The sequence below is a fragment of the Microbacterium sp. bgisy203 genome (assembly GCF_057706945.1).
Genome location: NZ_JBYIPF010000002.1, coordinates 393818 through 409271, shown reverse-complemented (window position 1 = coordinate 409271; position 15454 = coordinate 393818). Strand labels below are relative to the sequence as shown.

Annotated in this window: 15 protein-coding genes; 7 read left to right on the top strand and 8 right to left on the bottom strand. The window is 70.6% G+C overall.

Annotated features, from left to right (window positions below):
• The first annotated feature begins 9 nt into the window (after window positions 1–9).
• From aroA to bcp, 3 genes are read left to right on the top strand one after another with little or no spacing between them, the layout of a single operon-like run.
• Window positions 10–1347 (top strand): 3-phosphoshikimate 1-carboxyvinyltransferase, encoded by a 1338-nt coding sequence (aroA, locus tag AC3ENQ_RS05210; protein WP_431802368.1) that lies wholly within the window; start codon window positions 10–12, stop codon window positions 1345–1347.
• Window positions 1348–1359: 12 nt separating this feature from the next.
• Complete coding sequence (rsgA, locus tag AC3ENQ_RS05205; protein WP_431802367.1) at window positions 1360–2397, top strand: ribosome small subunit-dependent GTPase A; 1038 nt, start codon at window positions 1360–1362, stop codon at window positions 2395–2397.
• A 35-nt stretch (window positions 2398–2432) separates the two neighbouring features.
• Window positions 2433–2900, top strand: coding sequence for a thioredoxin-dependent thiol peroxidase (bcp, locus tag AC3ENQ_RS05200; RefSeq protein ID WP_431802365.1), 468 nt, complete (start codon window positions 2433–2435; stop codon window positions 2898–2900).
• A 4-nt stretch (window positions 2901–2904) separates the two neighbouring features.
• On the opposite strand, the gene AC3ENQ_RS05195 is transcribed toward bcp, so the two are convergent.
• Window positions 2905–3306 (bottom strand): histidine kinase, encoded by a 402-nt coding sequence (locus AC3ENQ_RS05195; RefSeq protein WP_431802363.1) that lies wholly within the window; start codon window positions 3304–3306, stop codon window positions 2905–2907.
• Window positions 3307–3560: 254 nt separating this feature from the next.
• Between AC3ENQ_RS05195 and AC3ENQ_RS05190 the strand changes: the two genes are divergently transcribed.
• Entirely contained in the window at window positions 3561–3809 is a 249-nt protein-coding gene (locus AC3ENQ_RS05190; RefSeq protein WP_196324119.1) for a WhiB family transcriptional regulator, read from the top strand.
• A gap of 1 nt (window position 3810) precedes the next feature.
• On the opposite strand, the gene AC3ENQ_RS05185 is transcribed toward AC3ENQ_RS05190, so the two are convergent.
• From AC3ENQ_RS05185 to AC3ENQ_RS05175, 3 genes are read right to left on the bottom strand one after another with little or no spacing between them, the layout of a single operon-like run.
• Window positions 3811–5295 (bottom strand): sensor histidine kinase, encoded by a 1485-nt coding sequence (locus AC3ENQ_RS05185; RefSeq protein ID WP_431802360.1) that lies wholly within the window; start codon window positions 5293–5295, stop codon window positions 3811–3813.
• Between the two features lie 36 nt (window positions 5296–5331).
• Window positions 5332–6636 (bottom strand): CpaE/TadZ family protein, encoded by a 1305-nt coding sequence (locus AC3ENQ_RS05180; protein WP_431802358.1) that lies wholly within the window; start codon window positions 6634–6636, stop codon window positions 5332–5334.
• The gene (locus tag AC3ENQ_RS05175; RefSeq protein ID WP_431802356.1) at window positions 6633–7262 is read right to left on the bottom strand and encodes an SAF domain-containing protein; all 630 of its coding nucleotides are present in this window, start codon (window positions 7260–7262) and stop codon (window positions 6633–6635) included. The genes AC3ENQ_RS05180 and AC3ENQ_RS05175 overlap by 4 nt, the downstream gene beginning before the upstream one ends.
• A 98-nt stretch (window positions 7263–7360) precedes the next feature.
• Here AC3ENQ_RS05175 and AC3ENQ_RS05170 point away from each other — a divergent pair, with 98 nt between their 5' ends.
• On the top strand, window positions 7361–7642 hold the full coding sequence (locus AC3ENQ_RS05170) for a helix-turn-helix domain-containing protein (protein ID WP_431802354.1): 282 nt from the start codon (window positions 7361–7363) through the stop codon (window positions 7640–7642).
• Window positions 7643–7791: 149 nt separating this feature from the next.
• On the opposite strand, the gene AC3ENQ_RS05165 is transcribed toward AC3ENQ_RS05170, so the two are convergent.
• A complete protein-coding gene (locus tag AC3ENQ_RS05165; RefSeq protein WP_431802352.1) occupies window positions 7792–8388 on the bottom strand; it encodes a hypothetical protein in 597 nt (198 codons plus the stop codon).
• Between the two features lie 120 nt (window positions 8389–8508).
• Here AC3ENQ_RS05165 and AC3ENQ_RS05160 point away from each other — a divergent pair, with 120 nt between their 5' ends.
• Window positions 8509–8970 (top strand): Rv3235 family protein, encoded by a 462-nt coding sequence (locus tag AC3ENQ_RS05160; RefSeq protein ID WP_431802350.1) that lies wholly within the window; start codon window positions 8509–8511, stop codon window positions 8968–8970.
• Window positions 8971–9027: 57 nt separating this feature from the next.
• Here the strand turns inward: AC3ENQ_RS05160 and AC3ENQ_RS05155 are convergent, their stop codons facing one another.
• Window positions 9028–10251 carry a pyridoxal phosphate-dependent aminotransferase gene (locus tag AC3ENQ_RS05155; protein WP_431802348.1) on the bottom strand — a complete coding sequence of 408 codons (1224 nt, stop codon included), beginning with the start codon at window positions 10249–10251 and terminating at the stop codon, window positions 9028–9030.
• 51 nt (window positions 10252–10302) lie between these two features.
• Entirely contained in the window at window positions 10303–13110 is a 2808-nt protein-coding gene (gene secA / locus AC3ENQ_RS05150) for a preprotein translocase subunit SecA (protein ID WP_431802346.1), read from the bottom strand.
• Window positions 13111–13309: 199 nt separating this feature from the next.
• Between secA and AC3ENQ_RS05145 the strand changes: the two genes are divergently transcribed.
• On the top strand, window positions 13310–14629 hold the full coding sequence (locus AC3ENQ_RS05145) for a coiled-coil domain-containing protein (protein WP_431802344.1): 1320 nt from the start codon (window positions 13310–13312) through the stop codon (window positions 14627–14629).
• 147 nt (window positions 14630–14776) lie between these two features.
• Here the strand turns inward: AC3ENQ_RS05145 and hpf are convergent, their stop codons facing one another.
• Window positions 14777–15436 carry a ribosome hibernation-promoting factor, HPF/YfiA family gene (gene hpf / locus AC3ENQ_RS05140; RefSeq protein ID WP_431802342.1) on the bottom strand — a complete coding sequence of 220 codons (660 nt, stop codon included), beginning with the start codon at window positions 15434–15436 and terminating at the stop codon, window positions 14777–14779.
• Between the last annotated feature and the right edge of the window lie 18 nt (window positions 15437–15454).

The following is a 15454-nucleotide window of genomic DNA, read 5'->3' as shown; positions in this document are numbered from 1 at the left end:
TAGAACTCGATGACCACGACCGGGTATTCCCAGCGCCAGCCCGCTTCTGCATCGATGTGGACCGCGCCCCACATCGACGAACCCGTGCAGGCCACGATCGCCGTGCCCGGGTCGAAGTCCTTGACGAACCGCAAGCTCGTCCTCGCGGCCCTGGCCGACTCGCCGTCGACGCTCTCGGCACCGCTGCACTCCGACGACTCGGCGCGCATGATCGAGGCGCTCACGGCGCTCGGCGTAGAGATCGAGGAGCTTCCCGAGACCGGGCGATTCGGCCCCGACCTCCGCATCACTCCCCCGGCATCCATTCGCGGCGGTGTCACGATCGACTGCGGCCAGGCGGGCACCGTCATGCGCTTCATCGCGCCTCTCGCGGGGCTCGCCGAGGGCGATGTCACGATCACCGCGCACGAGAGCGCCCTGCATCGCCCAATGGGCGAGATGATCAAGGCCCTGCGCACGATCGGCGCCGACATCGACGACGGCGGCAACTGGTCGCTGCCGTTCACCGTGCGCGGGCGCGGACACATCCGCGGCGGCGAGGTGACGATCGACGCGAGCGCATCGAGCCAGTTCGTCTCGGGGCTCCTGCTCGCCGCGCCTCGCTTCGACGTGGGTCTGCACCTCGTGCATTCGGGCGCGCGCCTGCCCTCGCTGCCGCACATCGACATGACGGTCGAAACACTCGCGCGGCGCGGCATCGCCGTCGAGCACCCGACGCCGAACGAATGGGTCGTCCCGGCGGGCGTTCCTCGCGGGCGGGATGCCTCGATCGAGCCCGACCTGTCGAACGCCGCGCCGTTCCTCGGGGCGGCCCTGCTCACGGGCGGATCGGTGACGATCCCCGGGTGGCCCGCAACCTCGACGCAGCCCGGAGCACTCCTGCCCGAGATCCTGTCTCTGCTCGGGGCGCGCGGATCGCGGCGCGGCGGCGCCCTGACGATCACGGGCACCGGCCGGGTCGCGGGTGTCGATCTCGATCTGTCGGCCGCGAGCGAGCTCACCCCGACGCTGTTCGCCCTCGCCGCGTTCGCCGACGCCCCCACGACGCTGCACGGCATCGGGCACATCCGCGGACACGAGACAGACCGCATCGACGCGCTCGTGCAAAACCTCCGGGCGCTCGGCGGCGTGGCCGATGAGCTGCCCGACGGCATCCGCATCACTCCCGCGCCCCTGCGCGGGGGGCTCTGGCGGGCGCACCACGACCACCGCATCGCGACGGCCGGCGCCCTCATCGGTCTGCGCGTCCCGGGCGTGGAGATCGACGACATCGGCACCACCGCGAAGACGCTCCCCGAGTTCCCGGAGCTGTGGAGCGAACTCGTCGCGACCGCGGCGGTATCGTGAGCCGGCGCTGACATGAGCTGGCTCGACGACGTCGACGACGACGAACCGGAGTTCGACGAGTCGGACGTGCGCGTGCGGCCGAACCCCAAGGCGAACCGCCCGCGCACCAAACGCCGTCCCGCGCACGCGGATGCCGAGATCGCCCGCGTCCTCGGCGTCGACCGCGGCCGCTACACGGTGCTGATCGACGAGGACGGACCGAACGAGCACACCGCGCTCGCGACCCGGGCGCGTGAGCTGCGCAAGCAACCGATCGTCACGGGAGACCGGGCCCGGGTCGTCGGTGACTCGTCGGGCGACGAGGGCACGCTCGCCCGCATCGTGGGCATCGAGGAGCGCACGTCGCTCCTGCGCCGCAGCGCCGACGACACCGACCAGGTCGAGCGGATCATCGTCGCGAACGCCGACCAGATGCTGATCGTCGTCGCGGCCGCCGACCCCGAGCCGCGCCCCCGCCTCGTCGACCGTTATCTCATCGCCGCGCTGGATGCCGGCATCCACCCTCTTCTCGTAGTGACGAAGACCGACCTCGCCGATCCGACCGAGTTCCTCACCCATTTCGAGGGCGTCGACGACCTGACGGTGTTCCTGAGCGGCACGGGCGACATGCCGGTCGAGGAGATCGGGCGGCACCTGGTCGGGCACTCGACGGTGTTCGTCGGGCACTCGGGCGTCGGCAAGTCCACGCTGGTCAACGCGCTGGTTCCCTCGGCGGACCGCGCGACCGGCCACGTCAACGAGGTCACGGGGCGCGGGCGTCACACATCGAGCTCCACGGTGTCGCTGCGCTACGAGAGCGACGCCGGCAAGGGGTGGGTGATCGACACCCCCGGGGTCCGCTCGTTCGGGCTCGGCCACGTCGACCCGCAGAACATCCTCAAGGCGTTCAGCGACCTCGCGGTCGTCGCCGAGGACTGCCCGCGCGGGTGCACGCACCTCCCCGACGCCCCCGACTGCGCGATCATCGAGGCCGTCGACGAGGGCCGCCTGGGCGAGCGCGGCGCCGCCCGCCTCGACTCGCTGCAGCGCCTGCTCGCCACCTTCGCCTGACCCCCGCGCGCCCGCGCTGCTCGTAGGCTGAGGGGATGACGCAGCTCGAGATCGGTTCGCCCGCACCCGCCTTCACCCTCGTCGACCAGGATGAGAAGGAGGTCTCCCTCAGCGACTACGCGGGCCGGCACGTCATCCTGTTCTTCTACCCGGCCGCGATGACGCCGGGGTGCACGACCGAGGCGTGCGACTTCCGCGACAGCCTCGCCCCGCTCCAGGCCGCCGGCTACACGGTGCTCGGGATCTCCCGCGACGAGCCGGCGAAGCTGCGGCAGTTCCGCGAGCGCGACGGCCTCACCTACGACCTCCTGAGCGACCCCGACCACGCCGTCCACGAGGCGTACGGCGCGTGGGGCGAGAAGATGAACTACGGCAAGAAGGTCGAAGGGGTCATCCGCTCGACGTTCGTGGTGGATGCCTCGGGCACGATCGCCCAGGCCCTGTACAACGTCAAGGCGACGGGGCACGTCGCGCGGCTGCGGAAGCTGCTCGGCGTCGACTGAACGCTCACGCCTCGTCGCCCGGTGCGCCGTGCCGGGCCGCCCCCGCGCGTCGCACGCCCGCGAACAGGGCCACGAGCGCGACGAGCGCCGGCACTGCCAGCGCGAGCGCGAACCCCGGCGAGGGCGCCGGCCCCGTCAGGGCCCCGATGGCGACCGCGAGGATGAGCAGCTGGGTCACGATCCCACCCGACCGCCCCCACGACTGACCGCGCAGCACGGCGATCGCGAAGGCGATCACCGCCACGACGCCGACGACCGTGAGCACCATGAGCGCGATCGAGCTCCCCGTGTCAGTCGAGTCACCCGAGACCAGGGCGACGAGTTCACGTCCGGTCACCCACAGCAGCGCCAGTCCCTCGATCGCCAAGAGGGCGGCGGCGATGCGGTCGGGGACGCTTGTCGACATGGGCCACGTTCTCCTGAATTCTGCGGGGGCGGGTTGTGGCGGGCCCCCAACCGTGGAGCGGATACTCAGCAACGGCCCGCGGAAACGACCCGTTCACTCTTGATTCATCCGAATATGCGTGGGACGATAGAGCAATCAGTGTGCTCCCACAGCGAAGTGGGGCGAGCCCGGCTCGCACACCCACCAGGGTATCGGACACCCGAGTCCGTTCCCTCATCTCACTTCACGATTCCCGTATCAAGGAGCACCCCACTATGGATTGGCGCGACAAGTCCGCCTGCCTCACGGTCGACCCCGAGCTGTTCTTCCCGGTCGGCAACACCGGTCCTGCCGTCGAGCAGATCGAGAAGGCCAAGGCCGTCTGCGCACGGTGCACGGTCACCGAAGTCTGCCTGCAGTATGCCCTCGAGACCGGTCAGGACTCGGGCGTGTGGGGCGGCCTCTCCGAGGACGAGCGCCGCGCGCTCAAGCGCCGCGCCGCCCGCGCCCGCCGCGCGAGCTGATTCAGCGGTCCAGGTACCGCATCGGGATCTCGATCGTCACCTCGGTGCCCGATCCCGTCAGCGTGTGCCAGTCGATCGTGCCGCTGAGCTCCCCCTGGATGAGCGTCCGCACGATCTGCGTGCCGAGCCCCCGGCCGACCTGTCCCTCGGGCAGTCCCACGCCGGTGTCGCGCACCTTGACCCCGAGTCGCTCGGGCGTCCGCTCCGCGATGATCTCGACCTCGCCCTCCTGATCGGCGAGCCCGTGCTCGACCGCGTTCGTCACAAGCTCGGTGAGCGCGAGCGCGAGCGGCGTCGCGTACTCGCTCGGCAGCGTGCCGAAGGTCCCCGTCTTGACCGTGCGTGCGCGCGTGTTGGGCGACGCGGCGACCTCGGCGACGAGCTTCAGCACCCGGTCGAACACGTCGTCGAAGTCGACGTTCTGAGCGAGGCCCTCCGACAGCGTGTCGTGCACGACCGCGATCGCCGACACCCGGCGCATCGCGTGGGTCAAGGCGTCCCTCGCCTCGTCGGAATGCGTGCGGCGGGACTGGATGCGCAGGAGCGAGGCGACCGTCTGGAGGTTGTTCTTGACGCGGTGGTGGATCTCGCGGATCGTCGCGTCCTTGGTGATGAGCTCCTGCTCTTGGTGGCGGATCTCGGTGACGTCGCGGCAGAGGACGATCGCGCCGATGCGATGCCCGTTGTCCTTCAGGGGGATGGTCCGCAGCGACACCGTCACGCCGCGCGCCTCGATGTCGGCGCGCCACGGCGCGCGCCCGGCCATGACGATCGGCAGCGACTCGTCGAAGTCGCGACCCTTGGGGAGGATGCCGGTGGCCACCTCGAGCAGCGACTCGCCCTCGAGCTCGTCATCGAACCCCAGACGGTTGAACGCCGAGAGCGCGTTCGGGCTCGCGAAGGTCGTGATGCCGTCGACGTCGATGCGGATGAGACCGTCGGAGGCGCGCGGCGCGCCCCGGCGCGGCGAGGTGGGCGCGGCAAGGTCGGGGAAATCGGCCGAGGCGACCATGCCGAACAGGTCGTCGGCGCAGTCGTTGAAGGTGATCTGCTGGCGCGACGGCGTGCGCGCCTCCCCGAGGTTCGTGTGCCGGGTCAGCACGCCGATGACGCTCGGCGGGCGGTCGGCGGTTCCGCGCTCGCGCACGATGGGCACGGCGCGGACGCGCGTCGGCGTCTCCTCGAACCAATCGGGAGAGGCGGAGTCGACGATCGTCGCACGCTGGAAGGCATCCCGCACCTGCGTACGCCACTGCGGGCGCATCCGGTCGCCGACGATGTCGCGGTAGAACAGCGTCGCGGCGCCCGAGGGCCGCGTGTGGGCCACGGCGATGAAAGAGTCGTCGGCTGTCGGCACCCAGATGACGATGTCGGCGAAGGCGAGGTCGGCGAGAAGCTGCCCGTCGCCCGCGAGGCGATGCAGCCACTCGACGTCGGCCTCCGAAGACAGACCCTGTGCGTAGACGAGTTCGCTGAGCGTGGACACGCCCTCAGCCTATTGGGCGCGCCCGCGCCTCGTCGCTCACGCCGTGCGTGCCCGGCGGCGCGGGAACGGCTGCGCCGAGGCGCCGGTACGCTCCTTGCGCGTCCGTGCCGCAGGCGCCGGCGGTTCGATCGCCTCTCCGACGAAACGGCGCACGGCCCCGGCGAGATGCGAGCGCGGCGAGACGTGCGCGATCGGCTGAGCTGCGAGGGTCGCCGCGTCGGCGGCCTTCGGGTCCCACGGGACGAACCACACGTCGCCGGCGCCCGCGAACCGCTCGAGCGTGCGGCGCACCTGCCCCTTCGCGTCGAGACCGAGCGTCGCGGTGCGGAGCTTGTTGACCACGATGCGCACGGGCGTCACGCCGATGACGCTCCGGAGGTCGGCATACGCGCGCACGAAGCGGGCGACGCCGACGGGATCCGCCGAGACGACCGCGACGACGAGGTCGGCCGAGGACAGCGCCGCGAGGGTGGCGGCGTTGCGCCGCGGACCGTCGAGGTCGCTCACGATCTCCTCGTCGCGCTCGAGGGATGCCGCCACGTCGACGACGGTGTCGTCTGCCCAGCCTCGGCAGTGCTCGAGCGCCGCGGCGACACGGTCGTGCGCGAGCTCGGGCCACCGCCCCGGCCGGTTGATACCGGTGAGCACGTCGATCTGCGCGAGCGGAGCGGAGATCCGGGAGAGTTCGGCGGGAGTGAGTGCGCCGCGTTCGGCCTGCCGGCAGGCCGCCGCGAAGCCGGGTCCTTCGTCGGCGAGCCCCGTCGCCATCGCGAGCGACGGCGCGTGCGCGTCGGCATCCGCCAGCGCGACGCGGCGTCCGTCGCGGGAGAGCTCGCAGGCGAGTTCGATCGCGAGCGTCGTGCGGCCCGGCGCACCGGCCGCGCCCCACACCGCGATGACGCGCCCGCGCTGGGCGCCCTCGGGCTCCTCCGTCGGGGCCGTCGAGCCGGTCAGGATCTCGGCCGGCGCCACCTCGGGGTCGTATGCGTCGACACCGAACATCGCCGCGAGTCGGCGGGCGGATGCCTCGGCGCACAGCGCCGCAACGCGCACGCCGAAGCGGTCGCATGCCTCGACGAGCTGAGCGGTGAGCGTGCGGCGGTCGGCCGTCACCACGAGGACGTCGGCCCGTGCGAGCTCACCGAGGAGTTCGGCCGACTCCCGACCGCGCATCGCGTCGACGACGGCGTCGCTCGGCGCGTCGGCCGCGACGACGAGCCGCACATCCGCACCCGCGTCATCGAGGTCTCTGGCGAGCTCGGCCCCGCTCGTCCCGTCGACGGCGACGATGACGGCCGGGCGCGATCCACCCGCTCGGGCTCGCCCGTCGCCGCCGGTCACGGCTTCTCCCCCGCCGTCGGGACGATCGACATGCTCGATCCGTCCGAGATCGCCGCGAGCGTCTCGGCGACGTCGGCACGCTCGATGACGAGCTCGACGGCGGGACCGCTCGACCCCATCATCGACTCGTCGTCGGAGACCGATACGACGGTGGCCGACGCGACGAGGATCCGCGGCGTGTCGTACCGACCGCGGTCGAGCAGAGGTGCCGACCACACCTCGACGGTCGACCCCGGCGTCACCGCCGCGGGGAGCGCCGTCGAAGTGCGCACGACGACGTGCGTCGTCTGCACGGCCGCCGCGTCTCCCACGGCATCCTTCGCGACGAGCTCGCCGGCGGGGATCGTGCGCGTCGCCACGGCGCCGGGCTCGAGCGTCGCAGGAGAGGCGTAGGCATCCTGCAGCTGACCGAGCGCCACCTCGACGACCCGAAGGTCGTCCGCATCGACGGCGTCTCCCGGCACGATCGTGCGGGCCGCCGCGAACACCGGTGCCGTCTGTCGAGCCGCCGAGACGACGAGCCACACGCCCACCACCGAGACGACGACGAGCACGATGCCGAGCAGGAACCTGATGTCGGCCCAGAACGCGCGGGGACGCGGGCGGGCGGTGGAATGATCGCTCATGTCCCTCATCGTGACCCGGGGAGCGTCGGCGTCGCAGATGTTATCCACAGGTCGCACGCGACGGTCGAATTAAGTTCGCGGCGGACCATAATTGCTTCATGCCCGAAGAACCCGACGCGGGACAGCGCCTGTTCACGCCCGCCGAAGTCGCGGAGATGCTCCAGCTCCCCGTCGACGAGGTCGTCGCGCTGATCATCGACGGGCGCCTGCGCGGCATGAAGGTCGGCTCCCCCGGACGTTGGCGCATCGAGGCGGCGAGCGTCGAAGGATACCTCGACGACCAGGCCGAAGAGGCCCGGCGGATGGCGCTGTGGCGCGAGTCGAACGCGGCGAGCTTTCCCGAGCTCTGGGGTCGCGGGCCCGTCCGCGGCGGCGACTGACCCCCTCCCCCCTCTCCACTCTCCTCTCCCCTCCTCTGTCCCGCGAGACTGCATCTGCGGGTCGAGACATCGGTCCGTGGCCGCAGTTTCGAGGCGCAGATGCAGTCTCGCGGTCAAGGAGAACGTCGGGGAGAGCGGGAGCAGTGCGGTCAGGCGAGGTCGGATGCCGAGGCGAGCCGCACCGCGATGACGGCGGCGAACGGGACGATCCGGTAGCCGGTGACGTTCCCGGCGCGCCGCGGGGTGCCGGGCTCGTGCAGCGCGAGGTCGAGGTGGTCCGCGCCGGCGCGGTCGATCGTGCCGGTGAGGGTGCGTGCCGCGGCCGTGTGCACCGACACCGCGACGCGGCGGCGCACGAGGTCGCGGAGCACGAAACCGAACCCCATCCGCTGGCCGAGTGCGGGACCCGCGTCGGCGTCACGCACACTCGCGAGCACGGCGTCGGGCGAGGTGCCGACGCCCACCACCGCCCAGAGCGGCACGATCGCCGCACCGGCGGCGTCGTCGCCCGAGACGACGGCGAACCAATCCGCGCCGACACGGCCGATCCGCCCCTGCACGCTCGTCGCGTCGCTCAGGTGCGCCGTGACCTCTCGGGAGTCGCGCTCGAGGGCGATGAGGCGATCGCGCAGCGGGACGCGCGACAGTCGCAGCCGCTCGGCTTCGGTGTCCAGGGCGGCGCGCTCGGCCTCCCATTCGGAGTCGAGCTGACCTTCCAGGTCTTCGAAGAACCGATCCCAACGCACCCCGTGAGCGTAAGCGACGGACGCGGCGCCGCGAGGGGTCTGTCCACAGGTGAGGACATTCTCATCCCACCCCGTGAGGCACCGTGTTCTACTCGATCCCAGGTCAGATTCACTTTCCGCATGAGGTCCGAGGAGGTCATCATGGTTCCCCCGCCCCCCGGAGCCGCGCGCCGCAGGGCCCGCGTCGGCTCGGCGCTCGAAGTCGCCGAGTACTTCGCCCCGCAGCGCACCGCAACGCAGGACCTGCCCGACCCCGAGCCGCTGCTCGCCAACCTCACCATCGGCGTGCTCGAGGTCCTCGCCGGTGTGCGCGAGCCCGACCAACTCGCCCGCTGGCTCGGCGAAGACGCCTTCCGCGCCCTCGTCACCCGTGCGAACCTCTCGGCCCGCGCCCGCAGCGCACGCAACGTCACGCCGGCCCGCCCCGCCTACCGGATCGTCTCGACGCACGCCTCCTCCCCCGCCGACGGGGTCATCGAAGGTGTCGTCATCACCGCCGGCCCCGCCCGGACGCGCGCCGTCGCCGTCCGGCTCGAGGGCTGGGACGGGCGCTGGCGCGCCACGTCCGTCGCCGCACTGTAGGACCGCGCTGTAGGACCGCGCTATCGGACCGCTGCGGCCCCGCGCGGGCGCGTGCCGCTACTGCCGGTATGACGCCAGGAAGTTGCCGAGGCGCTCGATCGCCTCACTGAGTACCCGGGCCTCGGGCAGCGTCACGACCCGCAGGTGGTCGGGCGTCGCCCAGTTGAAGCCGGTCCCCTGCACGAGCAGGACGTGCTCCGCCACGAGGAAGTCGTACACGAGCTTCGCGTCGTCGCGGATCTCGTACACCTCCGGATCGAGCCGGGGGAACGCGTACAGCGCACCGGCCGGCTTGTGGCACGTGACGCCCGGGATCGCCGTGAGACCTTCCCACGCGGCATCCCGCTGCTCGTGCAGCCGCCCCGTGGGCGCGATGAGCGCGTCGATCGACTGCACCCCCGAGAGCGCCGCCTGCACGGCGTGCTGCCCGGGCACGTTGGGGCACAGACGTGTGGAGGCGAGCAGTTGGATGCCTTGCAGGAACCCCTCGGCGCGGCGCTTGTCTCCGGTGATCACCATCCATCCCGAGCGGTAGCCCGCGACGCGGTACGTCTTCGACAGGCCGTTGAAGGTGAGGCACAGGAGGTCGGGGGCGAGCGTCGCGAGCGAGATGTGCTCGGCCTCGTCGTAGAGGATCCGGTCGTAGATCTCGTCGGAGAGGAGGAGCAGCTGGTGCTCCCGCGCGATCTGGACGATGCCCTCGAGCACCTCGCGCGAGTAGACCGCGCCGGTCGGGTTATTCGGGTTGATCACGACGATCGCCTTCGTGCGGTCGGTGATCTTCGCGCGGATGTCGTCGAGGGAGGGCTGCCAGCCGTCCTCCGGGTCGCAGAGGTAGTGCACCGGCGTGCCGCCGGCGAGGCTCGTCATCGCGGTCCACAGCGGGTAGTCGGGCGCGGGGATGAGCACCTCATCTCCCGTGTCGACGAGCGACTGCATCGTCATGGTGATGAGCTCGGAGACGCCGTTGCCGAGGTAGACGTCGTCCGGGTCGAACCGGGGGAAGCCCGGCACCTCTTCGTAGCGCGAGACGATGGCGCGCCGCGCGGACATGATGCCGCGGCTGTCGCTGTAGCCGTGCGACGTGGGAACGGCCTCGATCATGTCGCGGACGATCTGGTACGGGGCCTCGAATCCGAAGACGGCGGGGTTCCCCGTGTTGAGCTTCAAGATCCGGTGGCCGTCGGCCTCGAGACGGTCGGCCTCGACCAGTGCTGCCCCGCGGATCTCGTAGAGGACGTCCTTCAGCTTCGACGATTGATCCAGGATGCGGGGGCTCATCGCATCAGGATATCGCCGCCGCCTGCGGGCCAATCGACGACCCGTGGCCCGTCACTTCTTCTTGTCGGCGGCGCGGCGCTGGGCGCGGTTCTGCGGAGCGGGTGCGGCGGATGAGGCATCCGTCCGCTGCCCGAACGCGCCGCGCGCAGCGGGTGCGGTGGGAGCCGCCGGAGCACTCGGCGCGGATGCCGCAGGCCGCGTCTGCTGGCGTGCCTTGGTCGTCGCCGCCTGCTGCACCTGACCGCGCTCGTTGCGCACCTCGACCTCGCCGCCCTCGCCGGCCGCGGTGTACTGCAGCTTCTGGGCGTCGACCGTCGGGCCCTGCAGACCCTTCGCCTCGACCTGCCCGTCGCCCTGCTGGCGCACTTCGACGTCGAGGTTGTAGAGGAAGCCGACCGACTCCTCCTTGATCTGGCTCATCATCGCCTGGAACATGGCGTAGCCCTCGCGCTGGTACTCGATCAGCGGGTCGCGCTGGGCCATCGCCCGCAGGCCGATGCCGTCCTTGAGGTAGTCCATCTCGTAGAGGTGGTCGCGCCAGCGGCGGTCGAGCACCTGCAGCACGACGCGGCGTTCGAGCTCGCGCGTCGCCGCCGACCCGAGCGTCTCTTCGCGCTTCGCGTAGGCGATCTTCGCGTCGGAGAGGATCTCGCGCTTGATGACGTCAGAGGTGACCCGGCCCTTGCTGCCGCTCTCGGCGACGACCTCGTCGATCGTTACGCTGACGGGGTAGAGCGTCTTCAGCTCCGTCCACAGTGCATCGAAGTCCCAGCTCTCGGTGTGGCCGGCCCCGGTGTGGTCGTCGATGACGGCGGAGATCGCATCTTCGATGAAGTGCTCGACGCGGCCGGAGAGGTCGTCGCCCTCGAGCATCTGACGGCGGTCGGCGTAGATCGCCTCGCGCTGACGGTTGAGGACGTCGTCGTACTTGAGGACGTTCTTGCGGATCTCGGCGTTCCGCGCCTCGACCTGGCTCTGTGCGCTCTTGATGGCGCGCGAGACCATGCCGGATTCGATCGCGACGTCGTCGGGGAAGTTCGCGCGCGCGAGGATCGCCTCCGCGGCGCCCGACTGGAACAGGCGCATGAGGTCGTCGGTGAGCGACAGGTAGAAGCGGCTCTCACCTGGGTCGCCCTGACGGCCCGAGCGTCCGCGCAGCTGGTTGTCGATGCGGCGCGACTCGTGGCGTTCGGTGCCGAGCACGTACAGGCCGCCCGCCTCGACGACCTTCGTCGCCTCTTCGGCGACGGTGTCGCGCATGTGGGTGTACACCTCGTCCCACGCCTGTTCGTACTCCTCGGGCGTCTCGACGGGGTCGAGTCCGCGCGACTTCATCTCCTGCACGGCGAGGAACTCGGCGTTGCCGCCGAGCATGATGTCGGTGCCGCGGCCGGCCATGTTGGTCGCGACGGTGACGGCGCCCAGACGCCCGGCGCGGGCGACGATCTCGGCTTCGCGGGCGTGGTTCTTCGCGTTCAGGACCTCGTGCTTGATGCCCTTCTTCGCGAGCAGGCGCGAGAGGTACTCGCTCTTCTCGACCGAGACGGTGCCGACGAGGACGGGCTGGCCGTCTTCGTGGCGACGCGCGATGTCCTCGACGACCTGCGCGAACTTCGCCTGCTCGTTCTTGTAGACGAGGTCGGCCTGGTCCTTACGGATCATCGGCTTGTTGGTCGGGATGGGGACGACGCCGAGCTTGTAGGTCGACATGAACTCGGCCGCCTCGGTCTCGGCGGTACCGGTCATGCCGGAGAGCTTCTCGTAGAGGCGGAAATAGTTCTGCAGCGTGACGGTCGCAAGCGTCTGGTTCTCGGCCTTGACGGGCACGCCCTCCTTGGCCTCGATGGCCTGGTGGATGCCTTCGTTGTAGCGTCGGCCGACCAGGATGCGGCCGGTGTGCTCGTCGACGATCATGACCTCGTCGTTCATCACGACGTAGTCGGTGTCGCGCTTGAAGAGGGCGAGCGCCTTGATCGAGTTGTTGAGGAAGGAGATGAGCGGGGTGTTCGCCGACTCGTAGAGGTTGTCGATGCCGAGGTAGTCCTCGACCTTCTCGATGCCGGGCTCGAGCACGCCGATCGTGCGCTTCTTCTCGTCGACCTCGTAGTCGACGCCCGCCTCGAGCGTCTTGGCGATGCGCGCGAACTCGACGAACCAGCGGTTCGCCTCGCCCGAGGAGGGGCCGGAGATGATGAGGGGTGTCCGCGCCTCGTCGATGAGGATCGAGTCGACCTCGTCGACGATCGCGAAGAAGTGGCCGCGCTGGACGAGGTCCTGCTTCTGCCACGCCATATTGTCGCGCAGGTAGTCGAAGCCGAACTCGTTGTTCGTGCCGTAGGTGATGTCGGCGTCGTACTGTTCACGGCGGACCTCGGGGGGCTGGCCCGCGATGATCGTCCCGGTCGTCATGCCGAGCGCGCGGTAGACGCGGCCCATGAGCTCGGACTGGTAGGAGGCGAGGAAGTCGTTGACCGTGATGACGTGGACGCCCTTGCCGGCGATCGCGTTGAGGTACGCGGCGAAGGTCGCGGTGAGCGTCTTGCCCTCACCGGTCTTCATCTCGGCGATGTTGCCGAGGTGCAGGGCCGCACCGCCCATGATCTGCACGTCGTAGGGGCGCTGCCCGAGCGTGCGCTTCGCGGCCTCGCGGACGGCGGCGAACGCCTCGGGCATGAGCTTGTCGAGCGACTCCCCCGCCTCGTAGCGGGCGCGGAGCTCTGCGGTCTCGCCGCGCAGCTCTTCGTCGGTGAGCTGCGCGTAGTCCTCTTCGAGGGCGTTCACGGCCTTCGCGACCTGCTGAAGCCTGCGGAGGATGCGTCCTTCACCGGCGCGGAGCAGTTTCTCGAGAGGGTTGGCCACGGAGGATCTCCATCTGTCGGATGCGGTCGACGCGACCTTCGATCAGGGGCGGTCGATCGGGGCTGTCGATCGGGGCTGCGCGCGGCGGGCACAGCACACCTCGTCATGTTACCCGTCTGTGACCTGTGTTTCCTGCGAGGCGCATCCGTCTCGCGCCCGCACCCGCCCCCGACGCGATCGCGCCGCCTAGGATCGGACCATGGCCGGATTCTGGGGCACACGCAAGAAAGAGCGCGCAGAGCTCGCTGCGCAGGATGCCGAGCTCGGCCGCCGCGCCGACGCCGCCCTGGTGGCCGCCGACGAGCGGCTGCGTCTCACCGCCGATGAACTCATGTTCGCCGAGCTCGAGCTCGGGCGCGACGCGACCAAGGACCTTCGCGACGCGCTCGCAGCGGTGCGCACCCATCTCGGTGAGGCGTTCCACCTGAATCAGCTCAACCACGACGAGATCCCCGACACCCCCGAAGAGGCGCGCACGCGCAACGCGCGCATCGTGCAGCTGTGCGACTGGGCCGAAGCCCTGCTGGACGATCGCCTGGAAGCCCTCGCCGAGCCAGTCGCTCGGGCGCGCCGGGCACCCGAGATCATCGACGGCATCCGCCGCGACGTCGCCCGCGACGAAGCGCGCATCCCCCGCGCCGAGGCGGCGCTCGCACGGCTCTCGGACCGCTATTCGGCAGAGGCCCTGCGGAAGGTCGCCGGGAACGCCCGCGAAGCCGGGCACCTGCTCGAGTTCGCCCTCCACGGCGCCGACATCTCCACCGCGCGTCGTGAGACCGGTCAGCGGGAGCAGGCGAACCTCGCACTCGAGACGGCGATCGAGGCGAGCCGCCGTGCGACGACGCTGCTGGATGCCGTGGACGCCTTCGAGGTCGAGGCGCTGCGCGCCGAGACGACCCTCGATGCGATCGTCGACGATTCGCGGGACGACATCGCGGCCGCCCGCGATCTGCGCGACGTGCCCGCGGTGGCCGCCGCGATGACGGAGCTCGAGAAGGAGCTCCTCTCCCTCACGCCGGCGGGCGCGAAGCCCGACCCGTTCGCCGAGCTGACGCGCCTTCGGGCCGCGAACGCGGCGCTCGACGCCGCGGTCGACAAGGCCCGCGAACGCGCCGCGCGCCCCGTGCCCCCCGAGTCGCACGTGCGTCACGCGATCGACGACGCCGACCGGCAGCTCGGGGTCGCGCGCAGCGTCATCTCGGGTCACCGCGGCTGGATCGGCGCCGACGCACGCACGCGACTCGCTGAGGCGGAGCGTCTGCGCCTGGACCTCGCGAACCTCCCGACCCCGATCCCCGAGGACGACCGAGAGGCCGCGCTCCTGAGCGCGCGCCGCTGCGGTCAGCTCGCCTCCGAGGCGCTGCAGCTCGCGCAGCGCGACATCGACTCCTCACGCCCCGATGACGACGGGTGGGGCGGAATGGGCGGCGGCCGCCGCGGTGGAAACGGCGGCGGCATGGTCAACGGCATCCTGGGCGGGCTGGTCATCGGCTCGATCCTCGACGGCATCTTCGACTAAGCCTGTCGACGCGCTCACCCCCGACGCGGCGCGCGGATTCGGATCAGACGAACAGAATCGGATGCCTCAGCGCGAGGCATCCGATTCTGTGCACGATCTCCGAATCCGCGACGAAGAGAATCCGCGACGAAGATCAGAGCCCGCGCGTCAGGACGCGAGCTCGGCGCTCGGGGGCGCGCTCGCGGTGAGGGAGATCACGCCGTAGTCCCAGCCCTTGCGACGGTAGACGACGCTCGGGTGGTCGGAGCGCGCGTCGATGAAGAGGAAGAAGTCGTGGCCGACCAGCTCCATGCGGTCGACGGCCTCTTCGACGGTCATCCATTCCGCGTCGAAGTTCTTCGTGCGGATGACGACGGGCGTGTAGTCCTCGTCGCCGTCTTCCCCGATGACGGGGATCTCCCCCGTCGCGACGGCCCGCAGCACGTCGGCCGACGCCGGCTGCACGTCGATGCCCGAAAGGGCGCCGCTCTCCTTGTCGAGCTTCGCTCCGCGCGGGTGGTTCCGCGCATCGACGCGCTTCTCCTTCGCGCGACGGACCTGCTCGGCGAGCTTGTCCACGGCGAGGTCGAGGGCGACGAACTTGTCGCCGTCGGTCGCTTCAGCGCGGACGACGGGGCCTTTTCCGGTGAGCGTCAGCTCGACGGTCTCTTCTTCGCGGGAGCCGTTGTGATACGCCCGGTGCGTGACCTTGACATCGAGCCGCTGCGCGCGGGGGGCGAGGTTCTCGATGCGGACGGACTTCTCTTCGACCACGGTGCGGAAGCGATCCGAAATGCTCACACCCACGCCGACGATGTTGGTTTCCATCCTTGACCTCCTTGTTCC